Annotated in this window: 12 protein-coding genes; 9 read left to right on the forward strand and 3 right to left on the reverse strand. The window is 73.4% G+C overall.

Translation table 11 applies throughout. The features are described 5' to 3' along the window. Positions 1–29: 29 nt before the first annotated feature. Positions 30–659 (reverse strand): hypothetical protein, encoded by a 630-nt coding sequence (locus OG247_RS03860; protein ID WP_327250844.1) that lies wholly within the window; start codon positions 657–659, stop codon positions 30–32. 220 nt (positions 660–879) lie between these two features. On the opposite strand from OG247_RS03860, the gene OG247_RS03865 reads away from it, so the two are divergent. The 5 genes from OG247_RS03865 (at position 880) to OG247_RS03885 (ending at position 7,586) form a co-directional block, all read left to right on the forward strand. Further along, the gene (locus OG247_RS03865) at positions 880–3,153 is read left to right on the forward strand and encodes an ATP-binding protein (protein ID WP_327250845.1); all 2,274 of its coding nucleotides are present in this window, start codon (positions 880–882) and stop codon (positions 3,151–3,153) included. Continuing rightward, positions 3,105–3,665 carry a helix-turn-helix transcriptional regulator gene (locus OG247_RS03870; RefSeq protein WP_327250846.1) on the forward strand — a complete coding sequence of 187 codons (561 nt, stop codon included), beginning with the start codon at positions 3,105–3,107 and terminating at the stop codon, positions 3,663–3,665. Before OG247_RS03865 ends, OG247_RS03870 begins: the two co-directional genes overlap by 49 nt. A 141-nt stretch (positions 3,666–3,806) precedes the next feature. Beyond that, the gene (locus OG247_RS03875; RefSeq protein ID WP_327250847.1) at positions 3,807–5,594 is read left to right on the forward strand and encodes a S8 family serine peptidase; all 1,788 of its coding nucleotides are present in this window, start codon (positions 3,807–3,809) and stop codon (positions 5,592–5,594) included. 139 nt (positions 5,595–5,733) lie between these two features. Next, complete coding sequence (locus tag OG247_RS03880; protein WP_327250848.1) at positions 5,734–7,041, forward strand: lipase family protein; 1,308 nt, start codon at positions 5,734–5,736, stop codon at positions 7,039–7,041. A gap of 131 nt (positions 7,042–7,172) precedes the next feature. After that, positions 7,173–7,586: a rodlin gene (locus OG247_RS03885; RefSeq protein ID WP_327250849.1), complete on the forward strand. Its 414-nt coding sequence runs from the start codon at positions 7,173–7,175 to the stop codon at positions 7,584–7,586. A gap of 135 nt (positions 7,587–7,721) precedes the next feature. Here OG247_RS03885 and OG247_RS03890 read toward each other — a convergent pair whose 3' ends face one another. Further along, entirely contained in the window at positions 7,722–8,180 is a 459-nt protein-coding gene (locus OG247_RS03890) for a GNAT family N-acetyltransferase (protein ID WP_327250850.1), read from the reverse strand. A gap of 269 nt (positions 8,181–8,449) precedes the next feature. On the opposite strand from OG247_RS03890, the gene OG247_RS03895 reads away from it, so the two are divergent. The 3 genes from OG247_RS03895 (at position 8,450) to OG247_RS03905 (ending at position 11,396) form a co-directional block, all read left to right on the forward strand. Beyond that, the gene (locus tag OG247_RS03895) at positions 8,450–9,727 is read left to right on the forward strand and encodes a peptidoglycan-binding protein (protein ID WP_327257337.1); all 1,278 of its coding nucleotides are present in this window, start codon (positions 8,450–8,452) and stop codon (positions 9,725–9,727) included. Between the two features lie 329 nt (positions 9,728–10,056). Continuing rightward, complete coding sequence (locus OG247_RS03900; RefSeq protein ID WP_327250851.1) at positions 10,057–10,635, forward strand: class I SAM-dependent methyltransferase; 579 nt, start codon at positions 10,057–10,059, stop codon at positions 10,633–10,635. Between the two features lie 29 nt (positions 10,636–10,664). Then, entirely contained in the window at positions 10,665–11,396 is a 732-nt protein-coding gene (locus OG247_RS03905) for a class I SAM-dependent methyltransferase (RefSeq protein ID WP_327250852.1), read from the forward strand. 59 nt (positions 11,397–11,455) lie between these two features. Here the strand turns inward: OG247_RS03905 and OG247_RS03910 are convergent, their stop codons facing one another. Then, entirely contained in the window at positions 11,456–11,632 is a 177-nt protein-coding gene (locus OG247_RS03910) for a hypothetical protein (protein WP_327250853.1), read from the reverse strand. An 830-nt stretch (positions 11,633–12,462) separates the two neighbouring features. Between OG247_RS03910 and OG247_RS03915 the strand changes: the two genes are divergently transcribed. After that, on the forward strand, positions 12,463–15,609 hold the full coding sequence (locus tag OG247_RS03915; RefSeq protein WP_327250854.1) for a non-ribosomal peptide synthetase: 3,147 nt from the start codon (positions 12,463–12,465) through the stop codon (positions 15,607–15,609). The last annotated feature ends 7 nt before the right edge of the window (positions 15,610–15,616 follow it).

Genomic DNA, 15,616 nt, shown 5'->3' on the forward strand with positions numbered 1-15,616 from the left:
TCGGTCGGTCCGTCCGTCCGTCCGTCCGGCTAAGCCGTGGGCGTGATGGTCAGAATGTTCCCGGTGATGCGCGCGACGAGCCGCATCGCGAATCCGTTCTCGGTGAGGGTGTCGATGGACTCCTTCGGGCCGTCCGGGTCGTCGGCGATGGCGAGTTGCGCGGAGATCCACTCCTTCTGCCGCGCGGTCGCCTTCCCGTCCAGCACGATGTCCGCACACTCCGCCAGGGTGGTCGCGACCTTCTCCGACGTCGAGTTCAGGGCCATGCACTCGACGCGATGCGCTCGGCCGTCGTCATCGCTGTTCGCCCGCACCCAGAGCGTGAACCCCTCCGGAAGGATCCGCTTGGCCTCGTACGGTCCCTGCCCGTAGCGGCCCGAACGGTGGACCTCCATGCCCCACCGCCCGGCGACCTTGCTCATGATCACGTCTGCGCCGGGACCGGGAAACGGCGGGGAGCCGAACGACTCCGTCGGCGAGGGTGAGGGTGTGGCGGACACGGACGGCGACGGGTCGGGGGTGGCCGCCGGCGTGTCCGACTGACCGTCACCGTCCGTGCAGCCGGCGAGCAGAATCACCGAAGCCGCCAGCAGGAGGCCGGTCGCACGTATGCGGAGCGGGACGCCGGCTGATCCGGTCCGGCTGTTGTGGTCGTTCATGAGGCCGCACCTTAGCCCGGTCAGCCGAAGCCCTGCGCTCCGAGCGCGCCGGGCACAGGCGTCGGCGACCGCGTCGACCAGCGGTCTGGAAGGCGGCGCCGCCACGGCCTCGTACTGGACGGTGAGTCCCGGGAGCCCGAGGAGGAGGCCGCTCGCGGCGGCTCCCTTCGCTGCCGGGACCCCTACCGGGGGTCTGCGGTGCTGCGTAGACTCCACCCGCATGACTGCGGGGATGGGCGCATCGGTGCTGGTCGGACGGGATGCGGAGATTCGGGCGATGCGTTCCGCGCTGGCCCGGCCGCCCGCCGTGGTGCTGATCGAGGGCGAGGCCGGGATCGGCAAGACGCGGCTCGTGCGCGAGATGCTCGCGCGGCGGCCCGACGGTGCCGCGCGGGTGCTGTCGGGAAGTTGTCCGCCGCTGCGCGAACCCTTCCCGTACGGGCCGCTGTTCGATGTGCTGCGCACCCTCGCCCACGCCGTCCCGGCCGGGCTCAGCCCGGTGTGCGGAGCACTGCGTCCGTACCTGCCCGAGCTCGCCGAGCGGCTGCCCCCGCCCTGCGAGCCGTTGCACGACCCGGCCGCCGCCACGCACCGGATCTTCCGTGCGGTGGGGGCGCTGCTGGCCGCCGTGTGTCCGGCCGTACTCGTCGTCGAGGACCTCCACTGGGCCGACGACGGCACCCGTGACCTGATCCGGTTCCTGATCGAGGATCCGCCGCCGGGGCTCGCCACCGTGCTGACGTACCGTCGGGAGGACCTGCCCGCCCCCGGGTTGCCGTTGGGGCGCGCCTATCGGCGGGCGGCCGGTCACGAGTCCCTCCTGATGCGGCTGGAGGCCCTCGACGCGGGTGAGGTGCGCACCTTGGCCGCCGCGCTGACGGGCGGTCCCGTATCCGCGCGGCTGGCGGCCGAGTTGCACGAACGCACCGCCGGGATCCCCTTCGTACTGGAGGAGTTCGTGCGCGGGCCGGGCGCTCCCACGACCGTTCCCACCCTGCTCCAGGAGGCGATGGCCGACCGGACCGCCGGGCTGGACACCCCGGCCCTGGCCGTCGTCCACGCGGCCGCGGTGCTGCGCGATCCGGCGCAGGAAGCCCTGGTCACCGCCGTGGCGGGGCTCGACGAGGAGGCCGGGGCCGAGGCGGTGGGGGCCGCGCTGCGGGCCGGAGTGCTCCACGACTGGGGCGAGGACCGGTACGGGTTCCGGCACGGACTGGCCCAACAGGCCGTCTACGAGGCCCTGCTGGGCCCGGAGCGGCGGCGCCTGCACCTGCGGGCCGTCACCGCGCTGTCCGCGCTGCCCGCGCCCCCGCTCGTACGGCTCGCCTTCCACGCCCGGCAAGCCGGGGCCGTGCGGGAGTGGCGCCGCTACGCGGAGGAGGCCGCCGAGCACGCCCGGGAGATCGGCGACACGGCGCTCGCCGTGGAGCTCCTCGAAGGGCTCCTCGACGATCCAGGGCTGCCGGCCGAGGACTGCGCCCGCCTGGCCCTGCGGCTCAGCCGCGCCGCCACGATCGGGCTCACCCACCGTCGCACCGCCCGGCTGCTGCGCCGGGTGGTCGACGACGGCGGAGCGCTGCCCGACGCCGTGCGCGGCGACATCCGGCTCAACCTCGGGCTCCTGCTGAACAACCAGGCGGGCAACCACCGCCAGGGCCGGCTGGACACCGCCCGCGCCGTCGCCGAACTCCACGAACGGCCGGACCGCGCCGCCCGGGGCATGGCCGGGCTCGCCATGCCGACCTGGGGCGGGGACCCGTACCCGGTCTACCAGGAGTGGATCGATCGCGCCGAGCGGATCGCCGCCTCGCACGGGGACGAGGCGCTGCGGCTCGCGGTGCGCGGCAACCACCTCGTGCTGCGGATGAGCCTCGGCGAGGGGGCGGTCCGCGGCGAGGCGGAGGCCCTGCTCGCCGCCGGCGCCGCGGACCGGGCGGGGCGCCTGGAGCTCGCGCGGATGTGCGGGAACCTCGCGGACGCCTCGGCCTGGCTGGGCAAGGATCCGGAGGCCGAGCTGTTCCGCCGGGAGGGCGATCGCATCGCGGCCGCGTGCGGAGCTCCGTACCTGCGCGGGATCATCGACGCGACCGTGCTGCGGCTGGAGTGGACCCAGGGGCGCTGGGAGGGGCTCGGCGAGCGGGCCCGGCAGGTCTGGGAGGCGGCCCAGGGCGCTTCCGGGATCGAGTCGGAGGCGCGCCTCGTGCTGGGGCTCCTGAGCGCCGCCCACGGGGAGTGGGAGGAGGCCGGGGAGCACCTCTCGGCGGCCGCCCTGGGTGATCCGGAGAACGCGGCCTCGCCCGTCCTGGCCGCCGCGGGCGCCGCGGCGGTACGCATCCACCTCGCGCGGGGTCAGGCCGCGCGGCCTGCGCCGAGGCCGACCGGGGGCTCGCCCGCGTCCGGCACAAGGGGCTCTGGGGCTGGGCCGCCGACCTGGCCGCCGCCGGCGTGGACGCGTACGTCCGGGCGGGCCGGCTCGCCGACGCGGGGCGGCTGACCGGCGAGTACGCCGAGGCCATCGCGGGACGCGACCACCCCCTGGCGCTGGCGGCGCTGCCGCTGTGCCGGGCGGCCGTGGCCCGGTCGGCCGGACGGTCGCAGGAGGCGTCGGCGCACTACCGCCGGGCGGCGGCCGAGTTCACCGCGCTGCGCCGGCCGCACAGCGCGGCCCAGGCCGTGGAGGCGGCTCTGGAATGCGTACCCGATGCAGGGGAACTGGCGCTCCTGGCCGCCGAGTTCGAGCGCATCGGGGCCGTGCGGGAGGCGGCCCGGTGCCGGCGGGCGCTCCGCGGGAGCGGGCACGTGGCGGCGGCCCGGCGCGGCCGGGGCGGGTACGGCGAGGGACTGTCGCCGCGGGAGGCGGACGTGGCCCGGCTGGTGGCTTCGGGCCGGACCAACCGGGAGATCGCCGAGCTGCTGTTCCTCTCGCCGCGCACGGTGGAGCAGCACGTGGCGAAGGTGCTGCGGAAGCTGAAGGTCAGCAGCCGTACGGAGGTACGTACTCCGTAGGGGCGCGAGTGGCGGCTGCGAATAGGTACTCCTACGGACCCGGATACGGATTGCCGTGCTCCCCGGGTGTCACGAGGGTGATCCCCGTGCCCCGGCCCCCACGCCGGGGCATCCAGGAACCCGATCAGTAGGAGCAGTTGGATGCGTGCACAGCGTGCGGCAAGTAGCACCCGGCTCGGGGCCATATGTCTCGGTGCCGCCACCGCGACCGTCCTCGGCCTGTTCGGCGCCGCCACCCAGGCCCATGCGGGACCCGCGGAGGGCCGGGTCCTCGGCGAGGGCGCGGCGGACACCGTGAGCGGCCGGTACCTCGTGGTCCTCGACGGCGCACCCTCCCTGCGCGCCGCCGCCACGGCCGAGACCGCCGGGGAGGCGAAGACGCTGACGGACCGCCACGGAGGGGCGGTCCGTCAGCTGTACACGGCCGCCCTCAAGGGCTTCTCCGTGAAGGCGACCCCGGAGCAGGCCCGGCGCCTCGCGGCCGCGCCGGGCGTGCGCTACGTCCAGGCGGACACCGTCTTCCGCGTCTCCGGGACCCAGCCCAACCCGCCGTCCTGGGGCATCGACCGCGTCGACGGGGCGAAGGACAGCTCCTACGCCTACCCGAACGACGGCAGCGGGGTGACCGCCTACATCGCGGACACCGGCCTGTACCGACAGCATGCGGATTTCGGCTCCCGGGCCTCCTCGGGCTACGACTTCATCGACAACGACGCGGACTCCGCCGACTGCCACGGGCACGGCACGCACGTCTCGGGGACCGTGGGCGGCAGCGCGTACGGCGTCGCGAAGAACGTCAAGCTGGTCGGGGTGCGGGTGCTCGACTGCCAGGGTTCCGGTTCCACGGAGCAGATCGCGGCGGGGATGGACTGGATCGCGAGGAACGCCAAGAAGCCGGCCGTCGTCAACATGTCCCTGGGCGGCAGCGCCGACCGTGCGCTCGACGACGCCGTGGCCGGGGTCATCAACGCGGGCATCCCGGTGGCCGTCGCCGCGGGCAACGACAGCAAGGACGCGTGCAACACCAGCCCGGCGCGGCTGCCCGCGGCCATCACCCTCGGCTCCACCGACAGCAACGACACCCGTTCCAGCTTCTCCAACTACGGTTCCTGCCTCGACCTGTTCGCCCCCGGCGGCTCCATCGTCTCCACCAAGATGGGCGGGGGCACGCAGACGATGAGCGGCACCTCGATGGCCACTCCGCACACGGCGGGAGCGGCGGCGATCTACCTCTCGGCGCACCCCGACGCCACCCCGCAGCAGGTGCGCGACGCGCTCGTGGACAACGCGCAGTCGGGTGTGGTGACCGGGGCCGGCTCGGGCTCCCCCAACAAGTTCCTGAACGTGACGAAGCTCGGCACCCCCACCCAGCCCGGTGAGCCGGTCGCGGACTTCGCCGCCCAGTGCTCGGCCTCGGCCGCTTCCTGCTCCTTCGACGCCTCGGCCTCCAAGGACCCGGACGGCTCGATCGCCTCGTACGCCTGGGAGTTCGGCGACGGCGCGAAGGGTGAGGGCGTCAAGCCGTCCCACGAGTACTCCGCGGCCGGCACCTACTCGGTCAAGCTGACGGTCACCGACAACTCCGGCCGCACCTCCACCGTCACCAAGCCCGTCACCGCCGGGACCACGCAGCCCCCGTCGGGCACCCCGCCGACCGCGGCGTTCTCGGTGTCCTGCTGGTACCAGGACTGCTCCTTCGACGCCTCGGCCTCCAAGGACTCCGACGGCTCGATCGCCTCGTACAAGTGGAAGTTCGGCGACTCCACCACGGGCGCCGGCGCCACCGTCGCCCACCGCTACCCGGCCGGGCAGCGCAGCTACACCGCCGAACTGACCGTGACCGACAACTCCGGTCTGACGGGGACCGCTTCGCGCCGCATCGACTGCTACGGCTTCGGTACCGGCCAGTCCCTCTGCTTCGTCTCCTGACCCTTCCCTCATACAGGCGGCGACCCGGCCCTCCCCCTCCCCGGGGAGGGCCGGGTCGCGCGCGCCGTCACCGCCGGCCGACCAGCCGACCAGCCGGGGAGCATGGACGTTGAAAGTGAACGCGGCTAGCGTTTCGCGCATGGACCCGGAGCGTTCCGCACGGCCCGGCAACATCCGTATGCCGCACAGCTGTTACCGACGCGGCAATTGCGCGGCAACGCCCGTCCTGGCGGTCCGCTGGGCCGTCCTCGGTGCGATCGCCGTGGCACTGACACTGTCGGGCTGCACCCGGAACGGTGAGCACCAGGGCCCCGATCGACCGACCGTGTCGACACCCGTGCCCGCGCCCGAGGGCGACGCGTTCTACGACCCGCCGAACCCGCTGCCCCCGGGCAAGCCCGGCACGGTGATCCGCCAACGCCCGTACACACCGCCGGAGGCGAAGCTGACGCTGCCGTCGCGCACCTTTCTGGTGATGTACCTGAGCACCGGAACCGACGGCGAGCCGGTGGCCGCGAGCGGGCTGGTGACCGTTCCGGACGGCCCCGCCCCCGCCGGCGGGTGGCCCGTCGCCGCCGTGGACCACGGCACCATGGGCATCGGCTCGACGTGCGCCCCGTCCCGCATGCCCGCCTTCGCCGGGCTGGAGGACGGCAGTTCGGTCGCGAAGCTCCTCGCGCGCGGATTCCTCGTCGTACAGCCCGACTACATCGGGCTGGGGGTGACCGGGGTCAGACACCCGTACCTGAACGGCAGGTCCGCGGCGTACGCCACCCTCGACATGCTCCGCGCCGCCCGCGGGATCGACCCGGGGGCGGGCACCACCGCCCTCGTCTACGGTGGATCACAGGGCGGGCACGCGGCGTTGTGGAGCGCGCACCACGCCGCCGAGTACGCCCCGGACGTCGACCTCAAGGGCGTGGTCGCCAACGCACCGGCGGTCGGATTCGAGTGGATGCCCGCCCTGTTCGCGGCGCAGAACGAGACCGCCACCCCCTACACCGGGATCCTGCTGACGCTCATCAACGGTGCTTCGGCGGCCGACCCGGCGGTCAAGCCCGCCGACCTCCTCACCCCGGCGGGCCTGGCAGCCGCGGACCGCGCCTGGACACAGCCCTGCATGGCCGGCGACTCCGATCTCCCGCCCGCGACCGACATCCTCCGGCCCGGCGCCGATCTGGGACCGCTCAACGCCGCCCTCAAGGCCAGCGCCACCGGTGAAGTCGCCGTCAAGGTGCCCGTGCTGTTGCCGCAGGGCGGAAACGACGTGCTGAGCAACCTCAACCAGACACTCGCCCGGGAACTGTGCGACAAGGGCGTCAGCCTGGAGTTCGCGTACTACCCCGACCAGGGGCACACCATCAGCGACGGCCCGCTGAACGATGCCATCGCCTGGATGGACGCCCGACGCACCGGCGCACCGAGGGGCGCGAGCTGCGTGTTCTGAGCGGGCTCGCGCAGGGCGGCCCGGCCTGCGTGCAAACGGGTGACTTACCGCCACGTGTGCCCGGCCACACGCGTTGCCAGGGCGAAGCAACCGACGGGTACCGCCCCGCTCCAACGAAGGATTTCCAGGTCATGCTGAAGAAGATGATGGTCACCGCAGTCACCACGGCCGCCGCGATCGGCGCCGGCGGCGCCATGGCCGCTCCGGCCATGGCCATCGGCAATGACAACGGGATCAACACCGTCAACGGCAACGGTGCCGTGCAGGCGTACGGCAACCAGAAGACCCACGGCGCGATGAGCCCCCAGCTCGCCGCGGTCCAGGGCACGCTGAACAAGCCGTGCATCGGTCTGCCGGTCAAGGTCAACGCGCAGTCGCTCGTCGCGATCCTCGCGAACGTGGGCGTCCAGGACGTCAACGTCCTGTCCAACCCGCAGAACCAGCAGTGCGCCGAGAACTCCACCCAGGCCAAGGGGGACGAGTCGCTCTCCCACATCCTGGACAACATCCCGGTCCTGTCGGGCAACCTGTCGTCCGGAAGCTGACGGCCCCGCCTCGGACACCGACTGCCCCGGCCCGGCCGCGGACGCCTGCACGAGCGCTCCGCGGCCGGGCCGTCGGCCGTCCGGGCCCCGGCCGGTCCGGGCCCGGCCGTCCGGCCCTCGAGCGAAGCCCCTCGATCAGCTGGCCGGAGCCATGTCGTAGGTGACCCACATCGTACGCGTGGCCACCTGGTCGTACTTGGCCCGTGCGCGGTGATTGTCGTCGGCCGTGATCCAGCGGACGACGCTCCAGCCGCGTTCGGCAGCGATCTCGCTCAGGGCCGCGAGCAGCTGATCGGCGGCGCCGGAGCCGCGGTGCACGGGGTCGACGAACAGGTCGTCCAGGTACCCGCCGGTGGTGGCCGACAGGGGACGCGCGAACGGGCGGTAGTGCGCCAGGCCGATCAGCCGGCCGTCCCCGTCCTCGGCGACGAGGGCGTTCACCTCGTGGGCAGGGTCGTTCACCCACGTCCACACGCGTGCGGCGGCCTCCTCGGTCTGCTCGACCCGGTAGAAGTCCGCGTAGCCGCGGTACAGGGCGCGCCACTGCGGGAAGTCCGCGTCGCGGACCGCGCGGACGGTGATGGTCGTCGACATGATGCGTACTTTCGTCGTCGGGAAGGGTCCTCGACCAAGGATCATGCCGGGCCCGCCCGATCGCCGGCATCGCCCGAATGTCGAATCCCGCACTGACCCGGGGACGCCGCGTCCATTTCCAGGGCCGCCGCGCCGAGTACGGCCCGGCGGCCCGTCCGACATGCCGGACACCGCCGCGCAGGATCTGAGCTCCTCCCGGCCCCCCATGGAGCATGATCGACTTGGGTACTTATGCCCCTGTACGGAGGGATTTGCCACTCATGCCACTCATGCCCCTGATCGCCTTCACCGAGATACGGCCCGCGGCGGACTGCCCCTGCCCGGGGTGCCGTTCCGAGCGCCGCTCCTCCGCCACCCGGCACACACCGCGCAGGCACGTCCGGGCACTGGCCGTCGCCACCGTCGCCGGAGCGTGCGGCCTGGCCGTCACACCGGGGATCGCCGCAGCCGCACAGGCCGTCGAAGCGGGGCGCGCCCCCTTCCCCGACGGCACGCGGTCCACTCCGCAGGGACCGGCCGGCCCGCTCGTGCGGGGCTCTGCGAAGCGGCTGAGCACGCCGGGGTCCACCACCACCGCCGCCGCCACGACCACCACAGCCACCCGTGCGGACATCATGCGCCGGGCACAGCAGTGGGTCGACGCGCAGGTTCCGTACAGCATGAACGCCTACCGCAACGGCTACCGGACGGACTGCTCCGGCTTCGTGTCGATGGCCTGGGGCCTCGGTTCCAACCAGTGGACCGGCAGCCTGGACCGGTTCGGGCAGCGCATATCCAAGTCCGAGCTGCGGCCCGGCGACATGCTGCTGTTCCACAACCCGGCGGATCCGGGCGCGGGATCCCATGTGGTGCTCTTCGGCGGCTGGACCGATGCGTCCAAGACGCGTTACACCGCCTACGAGCAGACCCGCCCGCACACCCTGAAGCGCACGAACCCGTACGCGTACTGGAACAACTCTTCGCGTTACGTCGCCTACCGCTACACGGGCCTGCGCGAAGGCGGTGGCGAGGACTCCGGCGCGTACCCCGGGGCGCACGCCTTCGGCCCCGGGGCCGACAACGCCCACGTCACCCGGCTCGGCGAGATGCTCGTGGCGCGGGGTGGAGGCCGCTTCTACACCTCCGGCCCGGGACGCGTGTGGGGCCCCGCGGACCAAGCCGCGACCAAGGCCTTCCAGGAGGCGCAGGGGTGGCGCGGCGCCGAGGCCGACGGAATCCCGGGGCCGGCCACCTGGGCCCTGCTCACCGGCGGCAAGGGGCGGAACATCCCCTCCGCGGGCGACGGATCCGCGACCGGCTCCGCCTTCCCCGGCAGGCAGTACTTCCGCCCCGGTCAGGCCGGTGACCACGTGACCCGACTGGGCCGCCGCCTCGTGGAGCGCGGCTACGGGCGGCACTACTCGGCAGGTCCCGGACCCCGTTGGACCGAAAGCGACCGGCGCAACGTGGAAGCCTTCCAGCGGGCGCAGGGCTGGCGCGGCGCGGAAGCGGACGGCTACCCGGGCCCGGAGACCTGGCGCCGCCTCTTCGCCCCGCCCGGCCGCTGACCCCGTCCAGATCTCCCCTGCCCCCGCCCCCGCGACGTCCACGGCACGGGCGTGGCGGGGAGGCCGTACCGGCCGCCACCCCCGTCGGGTGTCGGCCGGTACGCGGGGGCCCTGGGAAACCTCGGCGATTCGGCCAAGCTCCCTTCGTGGCAGCGCCGTTGCGGGAGACGGGTCGGTGTAGTCCCCACGGTCCCCCGCGCCCGCCGTTCCGGGATTTCGTGGCCGACCGAAAAGCGTGCGTTCGAAGAGCCGGGGCCGTCGTTGACCGCACGACAGCATCCGCACGCCGATCCGGGGACACCGACGAGCGCATCCCGTGAAGGAGCTTCATGACGAGTACCTCGACCGCCGCGTACTGGGATCCCCTGTGGGCCAAAGGCCGCCGGTTCCGCCGGCTCGACGAGCTGGAGACACGGCTGCTGGACGCGCACCTCGGACCCGGCCGGGGACGGCCGGCCCTCGACATCGGGTGCGGCGACGGAGCCTTGACCCGGCACCTCCACCATCAGCTGGGATACCGCGCCACCGGGATCGACTGTTCCCCCAGCGCCCTCGCACTCGCCGCCGCCCGGGACTCCGCGGACGAGCCCGGACCGCTGTGGAAGTGCGCCGACATCGGGGCCGGCGACCTGATCGCCTTGCCGGAGCCCGCGTACGCGGCCATCACCTGCCGACTGGTCTACCGGTGGCTCGACGACAAGGGGGCGTTCGTCCACCGCGTCCGTCGCCTGCTGGTACCCGGTGGGGTCTTCTGGGTGGTCGCCGAGATCGCCGGCCGCCGGAAGGAAACCGACCCGTCCCAAGGCCTCGGGATCAGCCCGGCCGAGGCCGAGATCCTCACCGCGGGCTGGTCCGTCGTCCGGACCCACGACCTCGACGTGCTCCGCTGCTACGCCCTGCGCCCCTGACCCAACCCGCCCTGTTGGAGGACATGTTGATGGACGTCGAGACGCGGACCGCCGAGATCTGGACCACCTACGGGGCGCACCAGCTGACCGCGTGCCCGGACCTGCCGGAGATCGAGCGGTGGGACTGGGGCATCGCGGACACCGGGCCCGGCATCGAGAGCCTCGGTAACGTGCGGGGGCTTCGCGTCCTCGACCTCGGCAGCGGGCTGGGCCGCCACGCCGCACGCCTGGCCGGCCTGGGCGCCGAGGTCACCGCCGTCGACGCCTCCTCCACCCAGCACGAGCGCGCCGTCACCCGGTACCCGAGCGCTCCCGGGCTCCGCTTCGTCTGCGCCGATGCCGTCTCCCACCTGCGGGACGCGGCCCCCTACGACCTGATCTACTCCGTCAACGGCCTGCCCTACCTGGACCCCAACCGGGTCCTTCCCGCGCTGGCCCACGCCATCAGGCCCGGTGGGCGCCTCCTGTTCTCCGCGTTGCACACCAACTCCGCCGGCGCCGGCCCCTCGACGGTCGTCGCCCCGCGCCCGGAGGACTTGCGACTTCCGGGCACCACCCGGACCCATCCCGTCCATATGTGGGTCCTCACCCCCCGACTGTGGGAGGAACTCCTGGTCGAGCACGGCCTCACCGTGCGGACGATCACGGCGATCGACGCCCCGCAGCCGGACAACGCCGCCTCCTACCGGCTGTACGAGGCCCTGCGTCCACCCGGGCCGCCGAGCCTTCCCCTCGACCACCCACATGCAGCGTCCGGGTGAAAGGACTGCGCGGGCGTACCAGCCTGACTCTCGTCGCGCCCTTCACGCGCCGACCGTGTTCAACGCAGCGTAACCAGCAGCACACCAGCGCGGGAGCCCGCACCGCATCCCCGGAACAGGTGGAACTCCGCCATCCCGGCAGGGATTTGCAGCCACACGCCGGAGAGGGTGCGCGGCATCCGTTCGGGCATGTGATGCTCGGGCGCGCCATACTCGGCTTGCTCGACTTGCTCCACTTGCTTTTGATGGGGCGGGCCGCACATCCAGGTGACCTGCCGACTTCTATGTCGCGGCCGCATCCGACGCCCCCGTAGGCCCCCACAGGCCCCGGGGAATGATGCAGACGGTCTGCACCGGAACGCATCCGCAGGTCCGTCCGGACCGGCATCAGCCGGACGGCCTCCACCGACCTCACCGGGACCGCCAACGAGCGGGAGGACGGCTCATCCGGCTGCCGCCACCAACACGGCATCCGTCACACTCCGTACACCACGTCGCAGGTCTTCCGAAGGGTCACATCGGACCCTGCCCGTCCCGCCCGGAGCCTTGGAAGATCGGCTCACGCAGGACGGATACACCGGGTCGCCTCACCGGCGTCGCCCGATGCGGATGGACGTCGGCGACCGCCGTCCGACCCTTCACTTTCAGCCACTGACGATCCCTCAGGGCGCAGCGTGCCTAGGGATGTTTGGGTGGACGCCGGTACAGATCGGTGCGCGCATGGGACCGATTCCGGGCTGTGGACGGCCCTTGACGGTGAATGGGCGTTGTGCGAATCTCTCGACAGGTCTGGACCAATTGTCTTCATCGGGCGGGGGCCCGAGCCACCGAACGTGCCGGGGGATCCCGGGATGTCCGGCGGTCCTGACTGCTCACGGCCGTCGGCCGGTCCCCGGGGGAGGGCCGGACGCCACACAGTGGCCGGTACCTCAGCGAACCCGGTCTCCGCAGCCTGTCGTCGGCCTCCGAAGCCCCGACGTTGCGGTAGCCCGTACCCAATGCCGCGTCCGCACGTTCACCCGTGCTGCTCCTCCGCCCTGCTCCCACGTCCTAAGTGAGCCGCCGAATGTCCGAAGTCCTCCCCCTGCCCGACCGCACCCCGGCCTCGCCGGCCCAGCAGGGCGTCTGGCTCACCGATCGGCTGGGACTGGCCCGCGAGGCGTTCCACATGCCGGTGCGGATCTCCTTCGACCGGATCGACACGGCGGCGCTGGTCCGTGCCGTGGGCGCTGTGACCGAGCGTCATCCGGCCCTGGCCGCCCGGCTGGTCGAGCGTGACGGCCAGGTGTGGCAGGAGCCCGCGGCGCAGCGGCCCGAACTGGTGCGAATCGAAGCGCCCGAGGACGAGGCCGACCTGGAGAAGCGGCTCGAAGAGGAGGCCGCTCGTCCCTTCGCCCTGGAGACCGGCCCGCTCAGCCGCTTCACCTTGCACCAGCGCGCCGACGGCAGTGCCGAACTGCTGGTCACCGCCCACCACTCGGTCTTCGACGGCAACTCCAAGGACGCCCTGACCAGGGACCTCGCAGTCGCGTACCGCAACGCGACGCCCCTCTCCCCGGCCCCCGCACCGGGCGCGCCGACTGCACCGGCCGCGGATCCGGGCACCGTCCAAAGGGCTGCCGAGTGGTACGGGCCGCGCTGGGCCGCCGCCACCGACCCGGTGCTGCCCGGCATCTCGCGCACCCCGACTGTCGGCGGGGCCGGTGAGACGGTCGAGTGGCGTCTCGCCGGCGCCGAGGTCGCCGAGTTGGCCGCCGCAGCCGCCCTCGGCGGCACCACGGTCTTCGAGTTCCTGCTCGCGGCCCTGCACGGGTTGCTGCGCCGGTACGGCGGCGAGGCGGTCCCGGTGTCCGTTCCGCTTTCCACCCGGACTCCCGAACTCCGTGAGGAGATCGGCCTGTTCGTCAACGAGCTGCCCGTTCACGCGCCCGAGGCCGATGCGTCACAGTCCTTCACCGCCTTCGCCGCCGCCGTCCGGGCCGAGTTGCGGGCCGGCTATCCGTACCGCAGCGTGCCCTTCGGCGCCGCCGTCGCCGGGCTGGGCCCCCGCGTCGGCCTGACCGCGGTCTCGCTCGGTTACCGCAGGCGCGGCCCGGACCCGGATTTCGCCGGCACCGGTGCCCGGATCGCCTGGGCCGTGCACAACCGCACCGCCCGCAACACCCTCCACCTCCAGATCGTCGAGGCCCCCACGACCGGCGACGCCCTGGACGGCGTCATCGACTTCAGCCTGCAGTACGACCCGTCCGTGCTGGCCCCGGACACCGCCCGCCGGATCGCCGGCCACTACAGCACCCTGCTCGCCGGCGCGGTCGCCGACCCCGGCGCCCGGCTGCTCGACCTGCCGCTCCTGGGCGCCGCCGAGTTCCGCGCCGTCACCAGCACGCCGAACGCCACCGCCCGGCCCTATCCAGCCGACCGGACCGTGCTCGACCTGATCCGCGCCCAGGCCGCCGCGACCCCCGAGGCGATCGCGGTCAGCGCTGCCGGCCGCCATGTGGGCTACCGCGAACTACTCTCCCGTACCGATGAGTTGGCCGTGGCACTGCGCGCCGGCGGCGTCAGACCCGGCGACCTGGTCGCCCTCCACCTGGACCGTACCGCCGACCTGCCCGCCGCGCTGCTCGCCGTCCTCGCCACCGGCGCGGCGTACCTGCCACTGGACCCCGGCTATCCGGCCGAGCGCCTCGCCCTCGTCCTGCGCGACTCCGGAGCCGTTCTGGTGCTCGCCGACCGCGAGCCCTCTCCCCTGGTCGCCGCCGCCGCGCCTGCGGTCCTACGGCTGCCCACGCCGTCGGCGCAGGACCCCGCCGAGGCTGGTCCCGGGGCCGGCCCCGCGGCCGCCCCCGGTCCGGACGACGTGGCGTACGTCCTCTACACCTCCGGCTCCACGGGCCGACCCAAGGGGGTCGCGGTCGGACACCGGGCCCTGGTCAACCTGCTCACCTCCTTCGCCGACCGGCTCGGCTCGGGCCCCCGGCACGCCTGGCTCGGCTTGACCTCGCTCTCGTTCGACATCTCCGCGCTGGAGCTCTACCTGCCGCTGATCACCGGCGGCCGCCTGGTCCTCGCCCCGGACGGCCTCGCCGTCGACGGACCCGGCCTGCTCGCGCTGGTCGGCGCCGAGGGCGTCACCCACGTACAGGCCACCCCGTCCGGATGGCGGGTGATGCTCACGGCGGGGAGCGCCGCCGACGCGCTCGGCTCCGTCACCGGCCTGGCGGGCGGCGAGGCGCTCCCGCTGCCGCTCGCCCGTGAGCTGCGGGCGCGCACCGCCCGGCTGTTCAATGTGTACGGGCCCACGGAGACCACCATCTGGTCCACCTGCTCGGAAGTCCCCTCCGCGCCCGAGCACGTCAGGATCGGCTCCCCGATCGCCAACACCCAGGTCTACATCGTCGACGAGCGGCTGAGGCCCACCCCGCTCGGCATTCCCGGAGAACTGCTGATCGGCGGGGACGGGGTCGCTCACGGCTACCTCGGCCGACCTGAACTCACCGCCGAACGCTTCGTGCAGAGCCCGTTCGGCCCGCCCGGCGCCCGGCTCTACCGCACCGGGGACCGCGCCGTCTGGACGCCCGACGGCGAACTCGATTTCCTCGGCCGGATCGACGACCAGGTCAAGATCCGCGGCCACCGGGTCGAACTCGGCGAGATCGAGTCCGCCCTGCTGGAGCACCCGGCCCTCGCCCAGGCCGCCGTGGCCGTCCGCACCGAGGAGGACGGTGAGCCGTTCCTGGCCGGCTACCTGGTCCCCGCCGCCGGCGCCCGGCCGCCCGCCCCCGCCGACCTGCGCGACCACCTGCTGCGCACGCTGCCGGCCGCGATGGTCCCGCAGCGCTGGCTCACCCTGGACCGCCTGCCGCTCACCCCGAACGGCAAGCTGGACCGGCGGGCCCTGCCGGTGCCGCCGCGCGAGACTCCGGCGCCACAGGCCGCCGACGCCGATGTCGACGCCGACGCCGATGCCAAGGCCAATGCCGATGCAGCCGACGAGACGACCGCAACGGTCCGCCGGATCTGGGCCGAGGTGCTGAACCTGCCCGGCGTAGGCCCCGAGGCCGACCTGTTCGACCTCGGCGGGCACTCGCTGACGGTGATCCAGATCGCCTCGCGGATCCGTGACGCGCTCGGCGTGGAAGTGGACTTCGACGTCTTCTTCGACGTCCCGACCCCGGCCGGCATCGCCGCCGCCGTCCGCGAGCGCCGCTAGGGCCTGC

It is taken from the genome of Streptomyces sp. NBC_01244, assembly GCF_035987325.1.
In the GTDB taxonomy this organism is placed as follows: Bacteria; Actinomycetota; Actinomycetes; order Streptomycetales; family Streptomycetaceae; genus Streptomyces.

What these genes read in the sequence shown, in the direction of transcription:
- OG247_RS03885 (WP_327250849.1), top strand. Translation starts at nt 7,173, where the DNA reads ATGCTGAAGAAGATGATGGTCACCGCAGTCACCACGGCCGCCGCGATC.
- OG247_RS03905 (WP_327250852.1), top strand. Translation starts at nt 10,665, where the DNA reads ATGGACGTCGAGACGCGGACCGCCGAGATCTGGACCACCTACGGGGCG.
- OG247_RS03865 (WP_327250845.1), top strand. Translation starts at nt 880, where the DNA reads ATGACTGCGGGGATGGGCGCATCGGTGCTGGTCGGACGGGATGCGGAG.
- OG247_RS03915 (WP_327250854.1), top strand. Translation starts at nt 12,463, where the DNA reads ATGTCCGAAGTCCTCCCCCTGCCCGACCGCACCCCGGCCTCGCCGGCC.
- OG247_RS03860 (WP_327250844.1), bottom strand. Translation starts at nt 659, where the DNA reads ATGAACGACCACAACAGCCGGACCGGATCAGCCGGCGTCCCGCTCCGC.
- OG247_RS03895 (WP_327257337.1), top strand. Translation starts at nt 8,450, where the DNA reads ATGCCCCTGATCGCCTTCACCGAGATACGGCCCGCGGCGGACTGCCCC.
- OG247_RS03880 (WP_327250848.1), top strand. Translation starts at nt 5,734, where the DNA reads ATGGACCCGGAGCGTTCCGCACGGCCCGGCAACATCCGTATGCCGCAC.
- OG247_RS03875 (WP_327250847.1), top strand. Translation starts at nt 3,807, where the DNA reads ATGCGTGCACAGCGTGCGGCAAGTAGCACCCGGCTCGGGGCCATATGT.
- OG247_RS03890 (WP_327250850.1), bottom strand. Translation starts at nt 8,180, where the DNA reads ATGTCGACGACCATCACCGTCCGCGCGGTCCGCGACGCGGACTTCCCG.
- OG247_RS03900 (WP_327250851.1), top strand. Translation starts at nt 10,057, where the DNA reads ATGACGAGTACCTCGACCGCCGCGTACTGGGATCCCCTGTGGGCCAAA.